Origin of the sequence: Mycobacterium sp. UM_CSW, assembly GCF_000455205.1 — a bacterium.
Lineage (GTDB): Bacteria > Actinomycetota > Actinomycetes > Mycobacteriales > Mycobacteriaceae > Mycobacterium.
Genome location: NZ_AUWQ01000014.1, coordinates 23297 through 42172 on the forward strand (window position 1 = coordinate 23297; position 18876 = coordinate 42172).

An 18876-nucleotide genomic window follows, 5' to 3' on the forward strand; every position below is an offset into this window, starting at 1 on the left:
ACTCATGGCCGAACAGCAGATTCATCCTTCGAAGGTTCGTGTCGGTGACGTCATCGGCACGGCGAACCGCACCGAGCTTCGGTATACGGTCAAGATCATCAGCGGACCGCAGACGAGCCCGCAGCGGTGGACATTTTTCGGCCGCGACGCTCAGGGCCAGCAGCACACGAGCTCGTTCGGCGAGGACGACGTCGTGCGCAGGTACGCCAAAGCGCCGTAGTCACTCGATCGATGGTGGCGACCAGTCCCCCGCAAGCGGGAGGTGCCCCCAGCGCCGGCTAGGCCGCGCTTGCGATCGCCACTAGGTCATTCGAGCGGCGACATCTCCTGCAGCATCGTGGGAATCAGCTCGCTGACGGTCGGGTGGATGTGCATCGTGCGCGAGAGCGTCGTGTAGGGCGCCTTGGCCGACATGACGTCCAGAATGGCGTGGATCGCCTCGTCGCCGCCGACGCCGAGGATGGCGGCCCCCAGGATCTCGTCGGTTTCGGCGTCCACCACCACCTTCATAAAGCCTTGCGTCTCACCCTTTTCCACCGCCCGGCCGACGCGCGTCATCGGCCGCTTGCCGACCAACGCCTTGCGGCCGGACGCGCGAACCTGGCTCACGGTCATGCCCGCGCGCCCCAGCGGCGGGTCGATGTAGAGCGCGTAGGTGGTGATGCGGTCGCTTACCCGGCGGGGGTCGTTGTCCAGCAGGTTGGCGGCGACGATCTCGAAATCGTTATACGACGTGTGGGTGAAGGCGCCCTTGCCGTTGCAGTCGCCCATCGCCCAGATGTGGTCGACGCTGGTCTTGAGCTCGTCGTCGACGACGATGTAGCCGCGTTCGGTCTGCACCCTGGCGGCCTCGAGACCGAGGTCGTCGGTGTTGGGGCGCCGTCCCACCGCCATCAGCAGATGGCTCCCGGCGATGGGCTCGGCACCGGCCCGCGGCGTCAGTTCAAACCCGTTGGCGGTCTTGGTGATTCGAACGTCGTCGGCGCCGACCACGATGTCGATGCCCTCGACCTCCAGGATCTCCTTGACCGTGGCGGAAACGTCCTCGTCCTCGCGGGACGCCAGCCGCAGGCCGCGCTCGACCACGGTCACCCGGGCCCCAAAGCGCCGGTACATCTGCGCGAACTCCAGCGCGATGTAGCTGCCGCCGACGATGACGAGATGCGATGGCAGCGTGTCGAGTTCGAGGATCGACACGTTGGTGAGGTAGTCGATGTCGGACAGTCCCGGGATGTCCGGCACCACGGCACGCCCACCGACATTGAGGAAGATTCGCTCGCCGTGCAGCAGTTCGCCGTTAACGGAGATCGTGTGCGGGTCGGTGAAGCGGGCGTGACCGCGAATCAGGGTGCAGCCGTCCATGCCCTCGAGCCAGCTTTCGACGCCCTTGCGGTCGCTGAGCATGATGTCGTCTTTGCGCGCCTTGACTTTTGCCATGTCGACGCTGATCGACCCGGTCGCGACGCCGTATTCGGCGCCGCGCCTGGCCAAGTGGGCGGCGTGCGCGCTGGCCACCAGGGTCTTGGTCGGGATGCATCCGGTGTTGACGCAGGTGCCGCCGACGAGCTTGCGCTCGATGATCGCGACGCGCTGCCCGGCCGCGGTCAGCCGGCCCGCCAGCGGAGGGCCGGCCTGCCCGGCACCGACGATGATCGCGTCGAAATGCTCCGTCACTTAACCGCCGACAGGATGTATTCCGTCAGCACGTGACCCGTCACCGCAACGATGGCGAACCCGCCCAAGATCGCGACGGCGTCCTCGAGCAGCGCGATCGGCAGGTCTTTGCCGGCCACCGCGGCCAGACGTTTGCGCGCCTGATAGCCGCCGAAGGTGCCGAGCACCGCCCCGATGATGCCGGCGCCGAGCGCCGAGAACGTCCAGTGCGGCCACGCGCCCAGCACCGCGCCCGCCAGCCCGCCCGTGATGATCCGGGCGGCGAAGATGGGTGGCGCCGTGCGGGCCGGCGTCTTTGGCAGCTTGTCGTTGACGAGTTCGCCGATGGCGAGAAGCGTGAAGACGATGGCGGTGATGATGTTGCCCATCCAGGACGCCCAGGTGCCGTGCAGGTCGATCCAGGCGAGGTAGGCGCCCCAGGCGACGACGGCGGGAGCCGTCAGCGAACGCAACCCGGCGACGACACCAATCAGTAGAGCCAGCAGCAGAATAAGCGCGTGTGTCACGGAGACCCTCCTGGGGGACGAACAGCGCGGCAAGGGTAAGGGATGACAGCCCATGGAGAAACGGGCGTTGGTAATTCGTCAGCCCTAGAGCGGACGCTAACACAGCCGCGGTCGCGGCACGACGATCAGAACCGGCAGAACCTGATGTCCGAAGCCAGAATCGCCTTGGCGCCGATGGCGGCGAGCTCGTCCATGATCTCGTTGACGCCGCGGCGGGGCACCAGCGCGCGGATCGCCACCCAATCCGGATCGGCGAGCGGCGCGATCGTGGGCGATTCCAATCCCGGCGTGATCGACGTGGCCTTGTCCAGCACCGAACGGGGGCAGTCGTAATCGAGCATCAGGTATTGCTGGCCGAACACCACGCCCTGGACCCGCGCGACGAGTTGATCGCGCACGGCCTTGGTCTCGCCGTGGCCGTGGTCGTCGGCCCGCTCGATCAGCACCGCCTCCGAATCGCACAGCGGCTCACCGAACGCCACCAGGTCGTGCAGGCTCAGGGTGCGCCCGGACCCGACGACGTCGGCGATGGCGTCGGCCACCCCGAGCTGCACCGAGATCTCCACCGCGCCGTCGAGCCGGATAACCGTCGCGTCAATCCCCTTTTCCGCCAAGTCCTTTCGGACCAGGTTCGGGTATGCGGTGGCGATCCGTTTGCCGGCCAGGTCGGCCGTCGTCCAGTCCCGCCCGGCCGGGCCGGCGTAGCGGAAGCTCGATGACCCGAAACCCAACGCCAGGCGCTCGCGCACCGGCGCGTCGGAATCGCGCACCAGGTCCCGACCGGTGATGCCGAAATCCAGCTCGCCCGAACCCACGTAGATCGCGATGTCTTTGGGCCGCAGGAAGAAGAACTCGACCTGGTTGACGGGGTCGACGACGGTGAGATCCTTGGAATCCGTGCGGCGACGGTAGCCGGCCTCCGAGAGGATCTCGCTGGCCGGCTCGCTCAGCGTGCCTTTGTTGGGAACCGCCACGCGCAGCATGCTCACAGCTTCCGGTAGACGTCGTCGAGGGACAGTCCGCGCGCGATCATCAGCACCTGCGTCCAGTACAGCAACTGGCTGATCTCTTCGGCCAGCGCGTCGTCGGGTTCGTGTTCGGCGGCCAGCCACACCTCGCCGGCCTCCTCCAGGATCTTCTTGCCCAGCCCGTGTATGCCGCCGTCCAGCGCCGCGACCGTGGCGCTGCCGGCCGGCCGGGTGCGCGCACGATCACCGAGTTCGGCGAACAGATCCTCGAAGGTCTTCACGGCCAGCGATTGTTCCACGTGCCGGCCAGCGAAGTCACGGCGGTTTCGCCGGACCGGACGACAAGTTAGGCCCCTAATATCGACTTGACCTAAAGCGTTGTCGAAGTTTTAGCCTCGGGCCCATGGACATTGGCATCAAGAGCGAGATCGCCGAACTGGTGGACCGATACCTGTGCTCACTGGACGAACGCAAATTCGACGACGACTGGGCGCGTGGATTTTTCACCGAGGACGCGGTCGTCACGTTTCCCATCGGGAACGCCGAGGGGATTGATTCGATCGTGGCCAACACACGCCGTGGCGTGCTGCAGTTCGTCCGCACCCAACACCTCGGCCTGAACTACCTTGTCGACGCGGACCCTGGCGGCCGTGGAGCGTCGGCGCGCTGGAACCAGGTCAACCATCACGTCCACCCCGAAGGCGATCTGTTCACCAGCGGCACCTGGTGTGAGGCGGAATTCGTCCGTGGCCCCGCGGGCTGGCGCATCGCCCGGACAGCCATGCACGTCACCTGGACTTCCGGTCGGCCGCCGGGGCGGCCGTCCTGAAAGTTGTGGCTCAGTCCTCCGGGTTGTAGCCGAGGTTGGGGGCGAGCCAGCGTTCGGCTTCCTGCAGGGTCCAGCCCTTGCGCTTTGCGTAGTCGGCGACCTGGTCCTGGGCCATCCGACCGACCACGAAGTACTGCGATTGCGGGTGCGAGAAGTACCAGCCGCTGACGGCGGCACCGGGCCACATCGCCATCGACTCGGTGAGTTCGATGCCGGTCCGCTCCTTAACGTCCATCAAGTTCCAGAGCGTCACTTTTTCGGTGTGCTCCGGGCAGGCCGGGTAGCCGGGGGCGGGGCGGATTCCCACGTACTTCTCGTCGATGAGTGCCTCGTTGTCCAGGTGCTCGTCCGGCTGGTATCCCCAGAACTCCTTGCGGACCCGTTCGTGCATCCGTTCGGCGAACGCCTCCGCCAGCCGGTCTGCGATCGACTCCAGCAGGATGGCGCTGTAGTCGTCGAGGGCCGCCTTGAACTCCGCGATCTTCTCTTGGCTGCCCAGCCCCGCGGTGACCGCGAAGGCGCCGACGTAATCGGCCAGGCCGGTGTCCTTGGGCGCGATGTAGTCACCCAGCGACCGGTTCGGGATGCCGTCGCGGTGTTCGCCCTGCTGGCGGAGGTTGTGCAGCGTGGTGAGCACCTCGGTGCGGGTGTCGTCGGTGTAGACCTCAATGTCGTCCCCAACCGCGTTCGCCGGGAAGAAGCCGATCACCCCGTTGGCCGTCAGCCACTTCTCCTTGATCAGGGTGTCGAGCATCTGCTGGGCGTCGTCGTAGAGCTTGCGGGCCGCCTCACCCGAGGTCGGGTTGTTGAGGATGTCGGGGAACCGGCCCTTCATCTCCCAGGCGTTGAAGAACGGCTGCCAGTCGATGTATTCGCGCAATTCGGCTAGGTCGTAGTCAGGGAATTCGCGTACTCCGAGGCCCTGGGCCGGGACCGGCGGCGTGTAGCCGTCCCAGTCGATCGGCGTCCGGTTGGCGCGGGCCTTCTCCAGCGTCAGCGTCGGCCGCTCGTTCTTCTGGGCGTGCCGTTCGCGCAGCGACGCGTAGTCCTTCTCGGTGGCCTCCAGCAGCGCCGGACGCTGCTTGTCGTCGAGCAACGCGGCGGCGACCGGCACCGAGCGGGACGCATCCTTGACCCAGACCACCGGACCGCTGCGACGCGGCGCCACCTTCACGGCCGTGTGGGCGCGCGAGGTCGTCGCGCCGCCGATCAGCAGCGGGATTTCCATCCCCTCGCGCTCCATCTCGGCGGCGAAGTTGACCATCTCGTCCAGGGACGGGGTGATCAGGCCGGACAGCCCGATGATGTCGGCGTCGTGCTCCTTGGCCGCGTTCAGGATCTTCTCGGCTGGGACCATCACGCCGAGGTCGATCACCTCGAAGTTGTTGCACTGCAGGACAACTCCGACGATGTTCTTGCCGATGTCGTGGACGTCACCCTTCACGGTCGCCATGATGATCGTGCCGTTGGTGTCCTTCGCTGCCGCAGTGCCGTTCTGCTCTTTCTCCGCCTCGATGAACGGCAGCAGGTACGCGACGGCCTTCTTCATCACGCGGGCCGACTTCACGACCTGGGGCAGGAACATCTTTCCCGAGCCGAAGAGATCCCCGACGACGTTCATGCCGTCCATCAGCGGGCCCTCGATCACCTCGATCGGGCGACCACCCGCGGCGGCGATCTCGGCCCGCAACTCCTCGGTGTCCTCGTCGACGTGGGCGTCGATGCCCTTGACCAGGGCGTGCGTGATCCGCTCGCGGACCGGCAGGCTGCGCCACTCGGCCGCCTTCGGGTCCTCACCCTTGTCCGTGCTGTTGAACCGCTCGGCGATCTCCAGCAGCCGTTCGGCCGCGTCCTCGCGCCGGTTCAGGACGACGTCCTCGATGCGGTCCCGCAGCTCGGGGTCGATCGAGTCGTAGGGCACCAGCGCGCCGGCGTTGACGATGCCCATGTCCAGGCCGGCCTTGATGGCGTGAAACAGGAACACCGAGTGGATCGCCTCGCGGACTGGGTTGTTGCCGCGGAACGAGAACGACACGTTCGAGATACCGCCGGAGATGTGCACTCCCGGCAGGTTCTCCTTGATCCAGGCGCAGGCCTCGATGAAGTCGAGCCCATAGGACGCGTGCTCCTCGATCCCGGTCGCCAGCGCGAAGCAGTTCGGGTCGAAGATGATGTCCTCGGGCGGGAAGCCGACCTCTTCGGTCAGGATCCGGTAGGCACGCCCGCAGATCTGCTTGCGGCGCTCGAGGTTGTCGGCCTGACCCTGCTCGTCGAAGGCCATCACGACGACGGCCGCGCCGTACTTGCGGCACAGCCGCGCCTCGCGGACGAACTTCTCCTCGCCCTCCTTCAGGGAGATCGAGTTGACGATCGGCTTGCCCTGGGTGTTCTTCAGGGCCGCCTCGATGACCTCGAACTTGGAGGAGTCGATCATCACCGGGACGCGGCTGATGTCCGGCTCGGCCGCGATCAGCTTGGTGAACCGGTCCATCGCGGCGACGCCGTCGATCATGCCCTCGTCCATGTTGATGTCGATGACCTGCGCACCGACCTCGACCTGCTGCAGGGCCACGGACAGCGCGCTGTCGTAGTCCTCTGCCTTGATCAGGTTGCGGAACCGGGCCGAGCCGGTGATGTTGGTGCGCTCGCCGATGTTCACGAACAGGGAGTCTTCGGTGATGTTGAGCGGCTCCAAGCCCGACAGGCGGGTCGCCGTCGGGATCTGCGGCACCTCACGCGGCGCCTTGCCCTCGACAACCTTGGCGATCTCGGCGATGTGCGGCGGCGCCGTCCCGCAGCAGCCCCCGACCAGGTTGACCAGGCCGGCCTCGGCGAAGTCCTCGATATAGCCGGCCTGACGCTCCGGGGTCTCGTCGTACTCGCCGAAGGCATTGGGCAGGCCGGCGTTCGGGTAGCAGGAGACGAAGGTGTCCGCGATCCGCGACACCTCGGCGATGTAGGGCCTCATCTCCGGGGCGCCCAGCGCGCAGTTGAGGCCGACCGCGAGCGGCTTCGCGTGCCGGATCGAGTTCCAGAACGCCTCGGTGACCTGCCCGGACAACGTTCGCCCGGACGCGTCAGTGATGGTGCCCGAGATGATCACCGGCCAGCGGCGTCCGCGCTCCTCGAACAGGGTCTCGACGGCGAACACCGCCGCCTTGGCGTTCAGCGAGTCGAAGATCGTCTCGACGATGAGCAGGTCGACACCGCCGTCGACGAGGCCGTTGGCGGCTTCGAGGTAGGCGGCGACCAGCTGGTCGTAGGAAACGTTGCGGGCGCCGGGGTCGTTGACGTCCGGCGAGATCGACGCGGTCCGCGTGGTGGGCCCGATGGCGCCGGCGACGTAGCGGGGCTTCTCCGGCGTGCTGTACTCGTCGGCGGCCCTGCGGGCCAGGGCAGCGCCGGCGTAGTTCAGCTCGTAGGCCAGTTCCTGCATGCCGTAGTCGGAGAGGGAGATCGCGTTCGCGTTGAACGTGTTGGTCTCCAGGATGTCGGCGCCCGCGTCGAGGTATTCGCGGTGGATCCCCTCGATGATCTGCGGCTGCGTCAGGTTGAGCAGGTCGTTGTTGCCCTGCAGGGCGGTCGGCCACTCGGTGAACCGGTCGCCGCGATAGCCCGCCTCGTCCGGCCGGTCCCGCTGGATCGCCGTGCCCATCGCGCCGTCGATCACCATGATCCGCTGGCGGAGAGCAGCCGTCAGTGCGTCGGTGCAGTCGGGGCGGATGTTCGGCGCAAAGGTTCTCGGCTCAGAGGAGTTCACGTGCGTTCCTTCCGTAGCGGAAGGCGTCCTTGACTCTGCCGAGCGTGGCGGATACCCGGGGCTCGGGGCCCCTAAATAGCCGTTGCAACGCCTCTCGACCAGAAAAGTCTACGTCGTCACCCGATCGAGGTCTGGACGCCCAACTCGTCGCCGCTCGCGGATCTCGTCGGCGACGTGATAGTTACCAAGGTTAACCAGTTTGCAGCCGAACGCATTTCCGAGCGGTATTCGTTGGCGGCAATCACGCCACAAGGATAGTCGGCCTATGGAATATGCCCGGCGGTTGGCAGATCCCTGCCAGGCAAGGCTCGCGGAACGGCGCGGGCGGTTTGCGGCAGGCCGTACGCTGATTCTGTGACCCTGCCGGATCGTGGCCCGGAAGCCCGTGCGCTGCCCGAACTGCACAACACCATCGTCGTGGCGGCGTTCGAGGGCTGGAACGACGCCGGCGACGCGGCCAGCGACGCGCTCGAACACCTGGACGCCATCTGGGAGGCCGACCCGATCGTGGAGATCGACGACGAGGCCTACTACGACTACCAGGTGAATCGGCCGGTCATCCGGCAGATCGACGGGGTCACCCGCGAGCTGGTGTGGCCGGCGATGCGGATCACCCACTGCCGGCCACCGGGCAGCGACCGCGACGTCGTCTTGATGCACGGCGTGGAGCCCAACATGCGCTGGCGCACGTTCTGCGCCGAGTTGCTGGCCATCGCCGACAAGCTCAACGTCGACACCGTCGTCATCCTCGGGGCCCTGCTGGCCGACACCCCACACACTCGCCCGGTGCCGGTGTCGGGCGCGGCGTACTCCCCGGAGTCGGCGAAACGCTTCGGACTCGAGGAGACCCGCTACGAGGGCCCGACCGGGATCGCCGGGGTGTTCCAGGACGCCTGCGTCGCCGCCGGGATCCCGGCGGTGACGTTCTGGGCCGCGGTGCCGCACTACGTGTCGAACCCACCGAACCCGAAGGCGACCGTGGCGCTGCTGCGCCGAGTGGAGGACGTCCTCGACATCGAGGTGCCGCTGGGTGACCTGCCGATGCAGGCCGAGGAGTGGGAGCAGGCCATCACCGAGATGGCCGCCGAGGACGAGGACCTGGCCGAATACGTGTCGTCGCTCGAGCAGCGCGGCGACGCCGAGGTCGACATGAACGAGGCCCTGGGCAAGATCGACGGCGACGCGCTGGCCGCCGAATTCGAGCGCTACCTGCGCCGGCGTCGCAAATAATCGCCTAATCGCCTGCGAGCCCGCGCGTTTCGCGCAATGACTCGACGTTGAACGCCGACAGCGAGCGGCCGAGCGCGGCGGCCTCGGCGTCCATCCGGGGCAACAGCTTGTCGGTGACGCTGCGGACGGGGAATTCGCCGGCCGGGCTGGACAGCACGGGCTTGAGCCAGCGCAGCAGCCCGACCCACGGCGGGCAAAAGATCCGGCGCCGACGGCCCTCGATGCCCTTGACGAGCGCGTCCGCGCACTCGTCGACGGTGGTGGTCTTGTTGAGGGGCCACGGCAGCTTCGCGATCATCTCGCCGAAGGCGGGGATGTCGGCCTTACTGTCGCGGACCAGGGCGGTGTCGATCCAGGACATGTGCGCCGAGCCGACGTTCACGCCGAGGTTGGCGACCTCGAGCCGCAGCGCGTTGGCGAGGATTTCGTTGCCGGCCTTCGTCGCGTTGTAGGGCGCCAGCCCCGGGGCCGCCGCGTATGCGGCCAAAGACGAGACCACCAACACGTAGCCGCGCCGGTCGATCACCGCCGGCAGCGTCGCACGGACGGTGTTGAAGACGCCCAGCAGGTTGACGTCCAGCACCCGCTTGACCGCCTCCGGGTCGACGTGCAACAGCGAGCCGTAGCTCGCGATGCCGGCGTTGGCCACCACGACGTCGATGCCGCCGAAGCGTTCGACGGCCTTGGCGGCCGCGGCCTGCATGGCGGGCAGGTCACGCACGTCGGCGACGGCGGTGAGCACCCGCTCTTCGCCGAGTTCGGCGGCGACCGCGGCCAGTTCGGCCTTGTCGAGATCGGTCAACACCAGCCTTGCGCCCTTGTTGCGCAGCCGACGGGCGACCTCGGCCCCGATTCCCCTGGCGCCACCCGTGATGAACACAACTTTGCCGTGTAGCGATGTCATGGGCGAAAGCTACCCCTTTCGCACGTCCACGTCGATTCCCGATTTTCACCAGCGATGCCGGCCGCGCCCAATCATCAAGCGCGGCAACACCCCTGGGCCTATGACTTGCCGTCTTCTGCCCAGCGAACAAGGCCCTGCACTCATGCCTGGACGGCGTCAGGCCTTTTCGGCGGCAGCGTATTTCGCGATGAGCTCTCGCTTGTAGAGCTTGCCGGCGTCAGTCCGCGGCAACTGGGCCTCGAAATGCAGAACCCGCGGACACTTGTAGTGCGCCAGGCGATTGCGAAGCCACGCTACTAGCTCGTCGGCGGTTGCGGTGGACGCACGGGCAGGATCCGCCAACTGCACCACGGCAGTCACCGCCTGGCCCATCACCGGATCCGGAACGCCGAACACGGCAGCGTCGACCACGAGGGGGTGACTGACCAGGAGGTTCTCCGTCTCCTGCGGATAGATGTTCACCCCGCCGGAGATGATCATGTGGTTGCGCCGATCGGTGAGATACAGATAGCCCTCGTCGTCGAGATAGCCGACGTCGCCAACGGTGACCCAGCCGCGCGGATTTTTAGCCGCCGCGGTCTTCGCTTCGTCGTTGAGGTACTCGAACGGATAGCCGCCCTCGTAATAGATTTCACCGATCTGGTTGGGTCCGAGCTCGACGTCCTCGTCGTCGAGGATGTGGGGCGTACCAAGCATGGGCTTGCCCACCGATCCCGGGTGGGCGAGCCACTCCTCGGCGCGGATAAACGAGATACCCGCCCCTTCTGATGACCCGTAGTACTCGTCGACTATCGGCCCCCACCAGTCGATCATCTGGCGCTTGATCTCCGGTGGACAAGGCGCGGCGGCGTGGACGACGCGTTGCAACGTCGACAGGTCGTAGCGGCTCCGGGTTTCTTCAGGCAGCCGCAACATCCGCACAAACATCGTCGGCACGAACTGGGCGTGCGTCACGCCGTAGCGCTGTATGCAGTCCAGGGCATGTTCGGCATCAAACTTCTGCATGAGAACCGTTGTCGCGCCGGCGGCTTGCGCAGCCATGGTCCACATGGCGGGCGCGGTGTGGTAAGTAGGTGCGGGACTCAAGTACACCGAGTCGTTTCTCACCCCGAGCGCCTCAAAGACGGGTGTCGACGAACTCGATACCCCGGAGCCTGGTGGATTCAGCGGGCGGCGGATCCCCTTCGGACGGCCGGTGCTGCCCGCGGAGTACTGCAGCAGCTGGCCGTCGCACTCATCGGCGACAGGTGTCGACGGCTCCTGGGCGACGCATTCGGGATAGCGCTGCCAACCGGCGAGGTCGTCGTCGGCGATTAACGCGATCGGCGGCAGCCCGCCCGCGAGGTGGTTGGGCAGTTCCCGGCAGGCATCCCGCATCGCCCGCGAGGAGATAATGGCCCTGGCCGCGCTGTCTGCCACGATGTAGGCGATCTCGGCGTGGTTCAGATGCGTATTGACCAGCGTGTAGTACAGCCCGCTCCGCTTGGCCGCCCACATCGCGGCGTGGATGTGTTCGTTGTTCTCCATCAAAATGGCTATGGTGTCCCCGGCGACGAGACCCGATCGTCGGAGGAAATGGGCGAGTCTGTTCGCGCCGGCCTCGAGACTCACAAAGCTCACGGCAGGTCCGGAAGGATGAAGAACCACAGCAGGTTTCGCGGAACCTGCGTGATCACGCAAATGCATACGAGACCCTCGACCCCCGTGCGATCAGGCGACGTTGCAGCCGCATTACTGGGTGACGTCGCGGAACGCCTTCACAAGCGGCGACAGGACCTCGGCCGCTCGATCGCCGTCCTCGGGCACCGCGACGGTGAAGCGGACATCGGTGACGCCTGCGGCGACCAGTGCCGGCACCGACGCGACCGATGCGGAATAGTCCAGTGTTCCGCCATCCCCCTTCACGGCACGCGCGGCGCCTTGAATTTGGAGATCGCTGGGGTCGCCACCGTGGGCGACAACCTTGTCTTTCATCGCCACGATTGCGGTCGGTAGGTCGGCGAACGCCGAGCCCCAAGGAATCCAACCGCTGCCAAATCGCGCGATTCGCCGCGCGACTGCGTCGTTCACCGTTCCGCTGATCCAGCACGGCACGCCGCCGGGTTGCACCGGCTTCGGCATCTGGTGGATCGCGTCGAAGGACAGTTCGGCGGACTGATAGGACGCGCGTTGCTCGGTCCACAACGTCTTGCAGACCTCTAGCGTGTGATCCAGCAGTCGCCCCCGATGAGCGAAAGACAGTCCGGCGGCGACGTATTCCTCTCGTTGCCAACCGACCCCGACCCCGAGATCGACGCGGCCCTCGGAAAGCACATCCAGTGTCGCGAGCTGTTTGGCCAGGACCGCGGGCCGCCGCAGGGCTGCCAGCAGTATCGACGTCCCGAGCCTGATTCGCTTGGTGGTTGCCGCGATCGCCGTCAGGACCACAAGCGGTTCCAGCCAGCTTCCGTCGGGCCCGGTGGGCTGGCGACCGCCGGTCGCACCACCCACCGACGGGTCGGCGTAGGCCCCCAAGTTCTCGCCGAACACCACATGATCGGCAACCACGACGCGGTCGATGCCGGCATTGTCCATCGCCCGTGCCGATGCCAGCATCGCGCGCCAATCATGTTGAGGGCCATCGGTGAAAGTTCGGAGATATAGCGAGATTTCAGGGCTGCGGGTCCTCATCCTGGTGTCTTTCTCCAAGGCTGATCCCAATGATCGGTCGCCGCCACCTGGTCGAGCGGCTTGCGCCGCACCGGGTGATGCCGGCCCTTGGGCCAGCCAACCGTAAGCAACGTCGCGATCTTCCAGTCGTCGGGAACCCCGACCATCGACCGCAGCTGGTCCTCGCAGGACCCGTGCCACAGCGTGATCGCCGCCCCGAGGCCTTGCGCGCGAGCGGCCAGCAGAAAGTTCTGCACGGCGGGAAAGATCGAACCACCTTGCTGTAGCTCGGTGGTTCCTCGCTGCGGCTGGACACAGAACAGCAACAGCACCGGCGCGGCCCCACCGACGCGCATGTGCTCGGCCATCGTTCGCAGCACCCGCGATTTGGGATCGTCAGCTTCGTCCTCCGGCATCGAAAACCGATAGAAGTCCGTCATCACGTCCCACGTCCGGTGGGCCGCCGCCGTGATCACGTCGCGCACGCTACTTGATCTGAGTACGACGAACTTCCACGGCTGCTGATTACCGCCGGACGGAGCCCAACTCGCCGCGCGCAGACAGGTATCGATCACCTCGTCGGAGACGGGTTCGTCGCGATACCGCCGGACGGCCGACGCGGTACGCATGACCTCCCAGAAGTCCGCCGACGTCCGCGCGACGTGCTGCGCACTCATGGGCTCACCCTCGCAGGCAGCACACCCCGCCAAGTTCCGCCGCGCATAGGACCGGTGACCAGAGGTAGATCGAGGGCGGAGAGCAAACCGGCTGGGGCGGCCATCACGGCGGGGATGGCGTTGAGTTCGCGCATGACAGTCGCGTAGGTCAGGCCGCGCATGTTGTTCCCACGGCCATGCATGTCGATGTCGACGGTGTAGGTGGGCAGACCCTCGACGACGACTCGGTACCCACCGTGCGGTGACGGGTGCCGCGGCCAATCCGGCGCGGAAGCTTCGCCCATGCGAGTGATGTGTTCCAGCACGACACGCTCCTCGCCGCCTACGATGCCGGCAAGCTTGAAATGCATACCGCCCATCGTGCCCGGCTCGATCCAGCCCGACGCCACCTCGTATCGCTCGGTGGCCAGCCATTTCTCGATGGATGTCTCGACGTGGTCGAGCGGAAGTCCGACGCCGTCGGCGACCAGATGGACGACGGGTGCCCACAATGCGGCCAATCGCTCCGGGTCGAATAGCGGCGCCGGATGGTCTGGCGCATGTCCAAACCCCATGAAATCGAACATGATGTCGGGTTGGTTGATCGGGCCGTAGTCGAGAATCTCGAGCATGGTGATGCTGTCGACACGACTGCTGAACCCAGTCATCGTCAGCGCGATCACGTCGTTCGCCCACCCGGGGTCGACACCGCTATTGAAGAAGCTGGCGCCGCCCTCCTCGCAAGCCGCCTCGAGCAGCTCGACGGTTTCCTTGTCGGCCGCCGGTGGGTAGCACATGGGCACCAGGGAGGTACACACCACATCCTTGCCCGCGCGGAGGCAGCGCGCTATGTCCTGCGCAGCTTCGCGGTAGCGATAGTCGCCCGAGGCGAAATAGGCCACCACGTCCGCATCCGCCGACAACGCGGCATCGATATCCCGCGTGGCGAGGATGCCGGTCGCCGGCATTCCGCACAGCTCTCCCGCGTCCCTGCCGTCCTTGGCTTCCGAGTGCACCACCACCCCGGCCAACTCCAGGCCCGGGTGTGCGATGAGCGCGCGCAACGCCCCGACACCGACCTGACCTGGACCCCAAAGAATTACCTGCGGCTTTCGCTGACCGACCGCCATGCGCACCCCTTCCGGCCGTGATCCGCCACAGCGTGAGAACATATCTTCTCATATAGAGATAACACCATTACCGGACACGGGCGAGAAAGCAGGAGGCACTGGTGAGCGATTACAAATTCTTGAAGTGGGAGACCTTCGACGACGGCATGATCATTCGGATCTCGCTGAACCGGCCGGACCAGCGCAACGCCCAAAACCGCGGCATGCTCGTCGAACTCGATGAAGCGTTTGCCCGCGCCGAGGCCGATGACACCGTCCGCGTCGTCATCCTCGCCGGCGAGGGCCCGATGTTCTCGTCCGGCCACGATATCGGTTCCAAACAGGCGCGCGCCGAGTTCAGCCCGGGCCCGGAACAGCACCGCACCGTGACGATCAACGGCGGTACGCGCGACGGCGCGGAGAGAACGATGCTGCAGGAATGGCATTACTTTTTCCAGAACAACCTGCGGTGGCGCAACCTGCGCAAGATCACCGTCGCACAGGTACACGACGACGTGTTCTCGGCAGGACTCATGCTGATCTGGGCGTGTGATCTCATCGTCGGAAGCGAAGAGGTGCGCTTCGCCGACGTCGTCGGTACGCGGTTGGGGATGTGCGGAATGGAGTACTTCGGCCATCCTTGGGAATTCGGGCCGCGCCGCACGAAGGAGCTTATGTTGACCGGCGACGCGATCGGGATCGAAGAGGCTTACCGGCTCGGCATGGTGAGCAAGATCTTCAAGCGCGACGAACTGGCCGAGCGCACCCTCGAGCTGGCGCGGCGAATTGCCAAAGTGCCGACCATGGCGGCCCTGCTGATCAAGGAATCCGTGAACCAGTCCGTCGACAACATGGGCTTTTACAACGCGCTGCAATCGTGTTTCGCGTTGCACCAACTCAATCACTCCCATTGGGCCCAGATCCGCGAAGACAAACTTCCCACCGCCGGCGAGGAGCAGGGCGTCCCCAACTGGCGCACCGCTCCCCCGGTTGTCTTGGCGGTCAAAGACCAGGTCCGGTCCGAAGCGTGACCACTGTCGCGTCGTCTGGGCAATCGGCGCCACAACCCATGCAGGTGACGATCCCCGGTCACCTCTTCGGTCAGCTGCCCTTCTACGACGTCGTCGACAACGACGAGTCGGTCGTCGTTGACCTGCATAACCGACCGGACCTGGTGAACTACCGGGGCGCCCTACAGGGTGGTTTGGTCGCCACGCTGATCGATGTGGCCGGCGGCCGACTTGCGGTCAAGTACGCCGGTGAGGGCAGCGGCGCGGGCACCGCGGACATGTCCGTCCATTTTTTGGCGCCAATCGTGCAGGGTCCCGCGCGCGCGAGCGCATCGCTGGTCCGCGCGGGAAAGCGCATGATCGTGGTTGCCGTCGACGTTTTCGATGTGGGACGAGACCGGCTCGCGGCACGGGCGACGCTGAGCTTCGCGATCCTCGAGCGCCGAGATCACCCGGCGGCTGGACCGTAGCGCGCATCGGCGACGCGGTCCAAAGCGCCGACGGGATCACCGAAGACCATGGCCCAGCCCCGGACCCGGCGGTAATACAACTGAATGTCACCCTCCATGCCGAATCCGTATCCGCCGTGGATGTGCAGGCTGCGCCGCGTCGCGTCCCGCGCCGTTTCGTAGGCGAACCCAAAGGCCATGGCGGCCAGTTCGCGAACGCGATGGGGCTCGTCGGCGAATGCGCACGCCGCCTTCAGCCCGAGCAGGCGAGCCCCGTCGGCCGCGGTGGCGCTGTCGGCCAGTGGGTGCGACACCGCCTGAAAGGAGCCGATCGCGGTTCCGAACGCGTGCCGTTGTTTGGCATAGTCAACGCCGATCTCGACGGCTCTCTTGGCCGCACCCGCCAACGCGACAGCGGTCAGGGCGAGCCACAAGTCAAGCGCGCCGGAGAACATCTCGAGCGCCCGCACTCCGTCGGCGAGCACAACGGCGTCGTTGCCGATTGTGATGTCCGCCAAGGGCATTGACGCGAGGTTTGCCACCACTGTGCGGTTCTTGCCGATCGGCACCGCGAGCAACTGCCCCTCCGCCAGGACGATGACGTCCTCTGCCACCGCCGCGGCGGGCGCCAGCCCCACTCTCCGGCCATGTCCCGCGCGGGGCGCGAATGCGATCAGCCGTTCGCCCGCGAGGACGGTGCTCAACAACCCCGCTCCAGCCTCGCCCGACTCGGCCAGCAACCGCGCGGCGACCTGCGCTTCGATGACGGGTGCGGAGGCGATCGCGCGGCCGAACTTTTCTGCGATCAGCGCCAGTTCCAGTTCCGAGGCGCCCCAACCTCCGGCCGCCTCGTCGACTGCCATCTGCATCGCACCGATATCCAGCAGCGCCTTCCAGAGCTTGGGGTCGAACCCCACCGGCTCGGCTGCCCGGACGCGCTCCGAGGTTGACTCTCGCGCAAAGAGCGCGCCGAACGAGTCCACCAACTGCCGCTGCTCGCCGGTCAAGCTCAGGTCCACGATCGCCAGTCCCATCACGTGCGGATATGGTTGCTCTCGAAATTGAGAGTATCATTACCGATCGGCCCGGCCGGGCGTGTGCGACGACAGATTGGCATGCATAGATGCACTTTCACCTCGATGCAGATACGGCGGCCTACCGCGACGAGGTCCGCGCCCACCTCCAAGACGTGCTGACTTCCGAATTCGAGGAACGCATCTACCGCAGCGGGGTCTCACACGACGAAGAGTTCGCCAAAGGCCTAGTCGACAAAGGCTATTTCGCGCCCGGCTGGCCCGTCGAGCTCGGCGGGCAGAACCGCAACGCATGGGACGATCAGGTCGTCAAAGAGGAGCTGATGCGCTTCGACGCGCCGGTGTACCTCTCCGAGACGACCAGAATGGTCGCGTCGATCATCCGAGAGATCGGCACCCCAGCGATGAAGGACCGTATCCTTCCCGGTGCGATCAACGGCGACATCACCATTGCCTTCGGCTTCACCGAACCGGAATGCGGGTCCGACGTCGCCGCGGCCGCCACCAAAGCCGTTCGCGACGGCGACTACTGGGTGATCAACGGCTCCAAAATGTTCACCACCAACGGTCACATCGCCGACTTCGTGTTCTTGCTGGCGCGCACCAGCCCCGAAAAACCGAAACACAAGGGGCTGACGATGTTCCTGGTCCCGTGCGATTCCAACGGCTTTGAGGCACAAGCCGTGTGGACCCTTTCTGGCGAGCGCACCAACATCACCTTCTACAGCGACGTCCGCGTCGGCGATGAGTGGCGAATCGGTGAAGTCGACGGCGGCTGGGAGGTGCTTGGGCTGTCCCTGCGCGATGAACACGCCTCGGGCTGGGGTCCGCACTTGATCAGGCTGTTACACCATGCCGAACATTGGGCCACCACCACCGTTTCCGACGATGGCTCGCCGCCCATCGCCAATGTCGACGTCCGGCGCCGGCTCGCCCGGGTCGCGACGGAGGCCGAGGTATCGATGCTGTTGCAGCGGCGGTGCGTGTGGATGCTCGAACAGGGCGACATGCCCGTGGCCGAGGGCTCCATGTCCAAGGTGTTCAGCACCGAGGCGCTCGAACGCGCCAGCCAGGACGTCGTAGAGCTCGTCGGCGCGGACGGCTTGCGCAGCTATCTCGAGCCGACCGCACCAGAACGCGGGCGGTTCGAGCACTCACTGCGGTTCTCGTTGGGCACCACGATCTATGCGGGGACGAGCGAAGTCCACCGCACCATCATCGCCCAGCGTGGGCTCGGCCTACCCCGTTAGCTTCTTGGTCCTGCGCCCCGACACGCCGCGGGGCGCTGCCTTGCGCGCCGGCTTGACCTCGACGTCGGTGACCGGCGGTGTGACGGCCTGCTTGCACCACGCCCACAATTGGTCCTCGGTGAGCCTTGGGCTCTTGCCACCCAGATGAAAAACCCCGATCTGGGCAAGTGCCGTGAGCGTGGTGTTGAGCAACGTGGTCAGCTGTGCGGGCGTCAGATCCGTGCGCACCAGTCCCGCCCGGGCACATGACGTGAGGATCTTAGTCAGCAGCTTCAGGTGAGGCTCCCACACCTTGGCGAAGTCGTCCGGCCGCTCGATCTCCAGGCTGAGGTTGTAAATCGTCACGACCCGGCCACCGATGGCCTCCGACGACTCCGCGCGGGACAACACGCCGCGACAGAAGGCCTCGAGCTGCTCCATCGGACCGTCGGCCGCGGCGACCTCTTGTCGGATGTCCTCGGTGAACTGACTCGTGACGTTCTCATAAAGCGCCAACATGAGTTCTTCTTTGCCCGCGAAATGTTGGTAAAACGCCCGCAGGCTCAGATTCGATCTGTCGATGAGCGTCTGGATCGTGAAGTCAGCCTTCCCTGACTCCTCGACCAGCTCCAGTGCGGTGGCAAGAAACCGCGAACTGCGGGCGAGAGCACGCGCTCTCGCGGTGCTCAGGCGCCGCTCGATCGTGCGCTGCTGCCACGTGCTGGGCGCCTCGAGATCGTTTTCAACAAGTTCCAAGCCGGTTTCGCTATCACGACCGGCGGTCTTCTTCGCAGCCATAGTGCCATTCAGAATACGCCCTCGAAGCTTTAAGCGCGGGATCTACCTACACGTGTATGTCGATTGCCAGC

Annotated in this window: 18 protein-coding genes; 6 read left to right on the plus strand and 12 right to left on the minus strand. The window is 66.0% G+C overall.

Features of this window, described 5'->3' with window-relative positions:
• The first annotated feature begins 4 nt into the window (after positions 1-4).
• Positions 5-220 (plus strand): hypothetical protein, encoded by a 216-nt coding sequence (locus N415_RS06340; protein WP_068126080.1) that lies wholly within the window; start codon positions 5-7, stop codon positions 218-220.
• An 86-nt stretch (positions 221-306) separates the two neighbouring features.
• Here N415_RS06340 and N415_RS06345 read toward each other — a convergent pair whose 3' ends face one another.
• The 4 genes from N415_RS06345 to N415_RS06360 form a co-directional block, all read right to left on the minus strand.
• Entirely contained in the window at positions 307-1674 is a 1368-nt protein-coding gene (locus tag N415_RS06345) for an FAD-containing oxidoreductase (RefSeq protein ID WP_068178423.1), read from the minus strand.
• The gene (locus N415_RS06350; protein WP_068178426.1) at positions 1671-2180 is read right to left on the minus strand and encodes a hypothetical protein; all 510 of its coding nucleotides are present in this window, start codon (positions 2178-2180) and stop codon (positions 1671-1673) included. Before N415_RS06350 ends, N415_RS06345 begins: the two co-directional genes overlap by 4 nt.
• Positions 2181-2305: 125 nt before the next feature.
• Positions 2306-3163 (minus strand): ATP phosphoribosyltransferase, encoded by an 858-nt coding sequence (gene hisG / locus N415_RS06355; protein WP_068178429.1) that lies wholly within the window; start codon positions 3161-3163, stop codon positions 2306-2308.
• A gap of 2 nt (positions 3164-3165) precedes the next feature.
• The gene (locus N415_RS06360; RefSeq protein WP_068126071.1) at positions 3166-3447 is read right to left on the minus strand and encodes a phosphoribosyl-ATP diphosphatase; all 282 of its coding nucleotides are present in this window, start codon (positions 3445-3447) and stop codon (positions 3166-3168) included.
• Between the two features lie 104 nt (positions 3448-3551).
• Between N415_RS06360 and N415_RS06365 the strand changes: the two genes are divergently transcribed.
• Positions 3552-3977: a nuclear transport factor 2 family protein gene (locus N415_RS06365; protein ID WP_068178432.1), complete on the plus strand. Its 426-nt coding sequence runs from the start codon at positions 3552-3554 to the stop codon at positions 3975-3977.
• 10 nt (positions 3978-3987) lie between these two features.
• Here N415_RS06365 and metH read toward each other — a convergent pair whose 3' ends face one another.
• Positions 3988-7737 carry a methionine synthase gene (gene metH / locus N415_RS06370; RefSeq protein ID WP_068178434.1) on the minus strand — a complete coding sequence of 1250 codons (3750 nt, stop codon included), beginning with the start codon at positions 7735-7737 and terminating at the stop codon, positions 3988-3990.
• 360 nt (positions 7738-8097) lie between these two features.
• Between metH and N415_RS06375 the strand changes: the two genes are divergently transcribed.
• Positions 8098-8967 (plus strand): PAC2 family protein, encoded by an 870-nt coding sequence (locus N415_RS06375; RefSeq protein ID WP_173817410.1) that lies wholly within the window; start codon positions 8098-8100, stop codon positions 8965-8967.
• Between the two features lie 4 nt (positions 8968-8971).
• Here the strand turns inward: N415_RS06375 and N415_RS06380 are convergent, their stop codons facing one another.
• The 5 genes from N415_RS06380 to N415_RS06400 all read right to left on the minus strand — a co-directional run bounded on the left by N415_RS06380 (position 8972) and on the right by N415_RS06400 (position 14306).
• Positions 8972-9871 (minus strand): SDR family oxidoreductase, encoded by a 900-nt coding sequence (locus tag N415_RS06380; protein WP_068178437.1) that lies wholly within the window; start codon positions 9869-9871, stop codon positions 8972-8974.
• Positions 9872-10027: 156 nt separating this feature from the next.
• Positions 10028-11557: a fatty-acid--CoA ligase FadD4 gene (gene fadD4 / locus N415_RS06385; protein ID WP_068178440.1), complete on the minus strand. Its 1530-nt coding sequence runs from the start codon at positions 11555-11557 to the stop codon at positions 10028-10030.
• A gap of 45 nt (positions 11558-11602) precedes the next feature.
• The gene (locus N415_RS06390) at positions 11603-12541 is read right to left on the minus strand and encodes a TIGR03619 family F420-dependent LLM class oxidoreductase (protein WP_068178443.1); all 939 of its coding nucleotides are present in this window, start codon (positions 12539-12541) and stop codon (positions 11603-11605) included.
• On the minus strand, positions 12538-13149 hold the full coding sequence (locus N415_RS06395) for a nitroreductase family protein (RefSeq protein ID WP_068178697.1): 612 nt from the start codon (positions 13147-13149) through the stop codon (positions 12538-12540). Before N415_RS06395 ends, N415_RS06390 begins: the two co-directional genes overlap by 4 nt.
• A gap of 44 nt (positions 13150-13193) precedes the next feature.
• Entirely contained in the window at positions 13194-14306 is a 1113-nt protein-coding gene (locus N415_RS06400; protein WP_068178445.1) for a dihydrodipicolinate reductase, read from the minus strand.
• 101 nt (positions 14307-14407) lie between these two features.
• On the opposite strand from N415_RS06400, the gene N415_RS06405 reads away from it, so the two are divergent.
• Positions 14408-15316, plus strand: a complete 909-nt coding sequence (locus N415_RS06405; RefSeq protein ID WP_068178448.1) for an enoyl-CoA hydratase — start codon at positions 14408-14410, stop codon at positions 15314-15316.
• Between the two features lie 38 nt (positions 15317-15354).
• On the plus strand, positions 15355-15765 hold the full coding sequence (locus N415_RS06410; RefSeq protein WP_068178451.1) for a PaaI family thioesterase: 411 nt from the start codon (positions 15355-15357) through the stop codon (positions 15763-15765).
• On the opposite strand, the gene N415_RS06415 is transcribed toward N415_RS06410, so the two are convergent.
• Positions 15744-16763, minus strand: a complete 1020-nt coding sequence (locus N415_RS06415; protein WP_068178699.1) for an acyl-CoA dehydrogenase — start codon at positions 16761-16763, stop codon at positions 15744-15746. The genes N415_RS06410 and N415_RS06415 overlap by 22 nt on opposite strands.
• A 104-nt stretch (positions 16764-16867) precedes the next feature.
• Between N415_RS06415 and N415_RS06420 the strand changes: the two genes are divergently transcribed.
• Positions 16868-18028 carry an acyl-CoA dehydrogenase family protein gene (locus N415_RS06420; RefSeq protein ID WP_068178453.1) on the plus strand — a complete coding sequence of 387 codons (1161 nt, stop codon included), beginning with the start codon at positions 16868-16870 and terminating at the stop codon, positions 18026-18028.
• Here the strand turns inward: N415_RS06420 and N415_RS06425 are convergent.
• Positions 18017-18805, minus strand: coding sequence for a TetR/AcrR family transcriptional regulator (locus N415_RS06425; RefSeq protein ID WP_068178456.1), 789 nt, complete (start codon positions 18803-18805; stop codon positions 18017-18019). The two genes, N415_RS06420 and N415_RS06425, sit on opposite strands and share 12 nt — an antisense overlap.
• Positions 18806-18876: the final 71 nt, after the last annotated feature.

Excerpts from the sequence above, each read along its gene's own strand:
- N415_RS06340 (WP_068126080.1), top strand. The coding sequence starts at position 5 with ATGGCCGAACAGCAGATTCATCCTTCGAAGGTTCGTGTCGGTGACGTC.
- N415_RS06410 (WP_068178451.1), top strand. The coding sequence starts at position 15,355 with ATGCAGGTGACGATCCCCGGTCACCTCTTCGGTCAGCTGCCCTTCTAC.
- N415_RS06380 (WP_068178437.1), bottom strand. The coding sequence starts at position 9,871 with ATGACATCGCTACACGGCAAAGTTGTGTTCATCACGGGTGGCGCCAGG.
- N415_RS06420 (WP_068178453.1), top strand. The coding sequence starts at position 16,868 with ATGCACTTTCACCTCGATGCAGATACGGCGGCCTACCGCGACGAGGTC.
- hisG (WP_068178429.1), bottom strand. The coding sequence starts at position 3,163 with ATGCTGCGCGTGGCGGTTCCCAACAAAGGCACGCTGAGCGAGCCGGCC.
- N415_RS06400 (WP_068178445.1), bottom strand. The coding sequence starts at position 14,306 with ATGGCGGTCGGTCAGCGAAAGCCGCAGGTAATTCTTTGGGGTCCAGGT.
- N415_RS06395 (WP_068178697.1), bottom strand. The coding sequence starts at position 13,149 with ATGCGTACCGCGTCGGCCGTCCGGCGGTATCGCGACGAACCCGTCTCC.
- fadD4 (WP_068178440.1), bottom strand. The coding sequence starts at position 11,557 with ATGCATTTGCGTGATCACGCAGGTTCCGCGAAACCTGCTGTGGTTCTT.
- N415_RS06425 (WP_068178456.1), bottom strand. The coding sequence starts at position 18,805 with ATGGCTGCGAAGAAGACCGCCGGTCGTGATAGCGAAACCGGCTTGGAA.
- N415_RS06365 (WP_068178432.1), top strand. The coding sequence starts at position 3,552 with ATGGACATTGGCATCAAGAGCGAGATCGCCGAACTGGTGGACCGATAC.
- N415_RS06390 (WP_068178443.1), bottom strand. The coding sequence starts at position 12,541 with ATGAGGACCCGCAGCCCTGAAATCTCGCTATATCTCCGAACTTTCACC.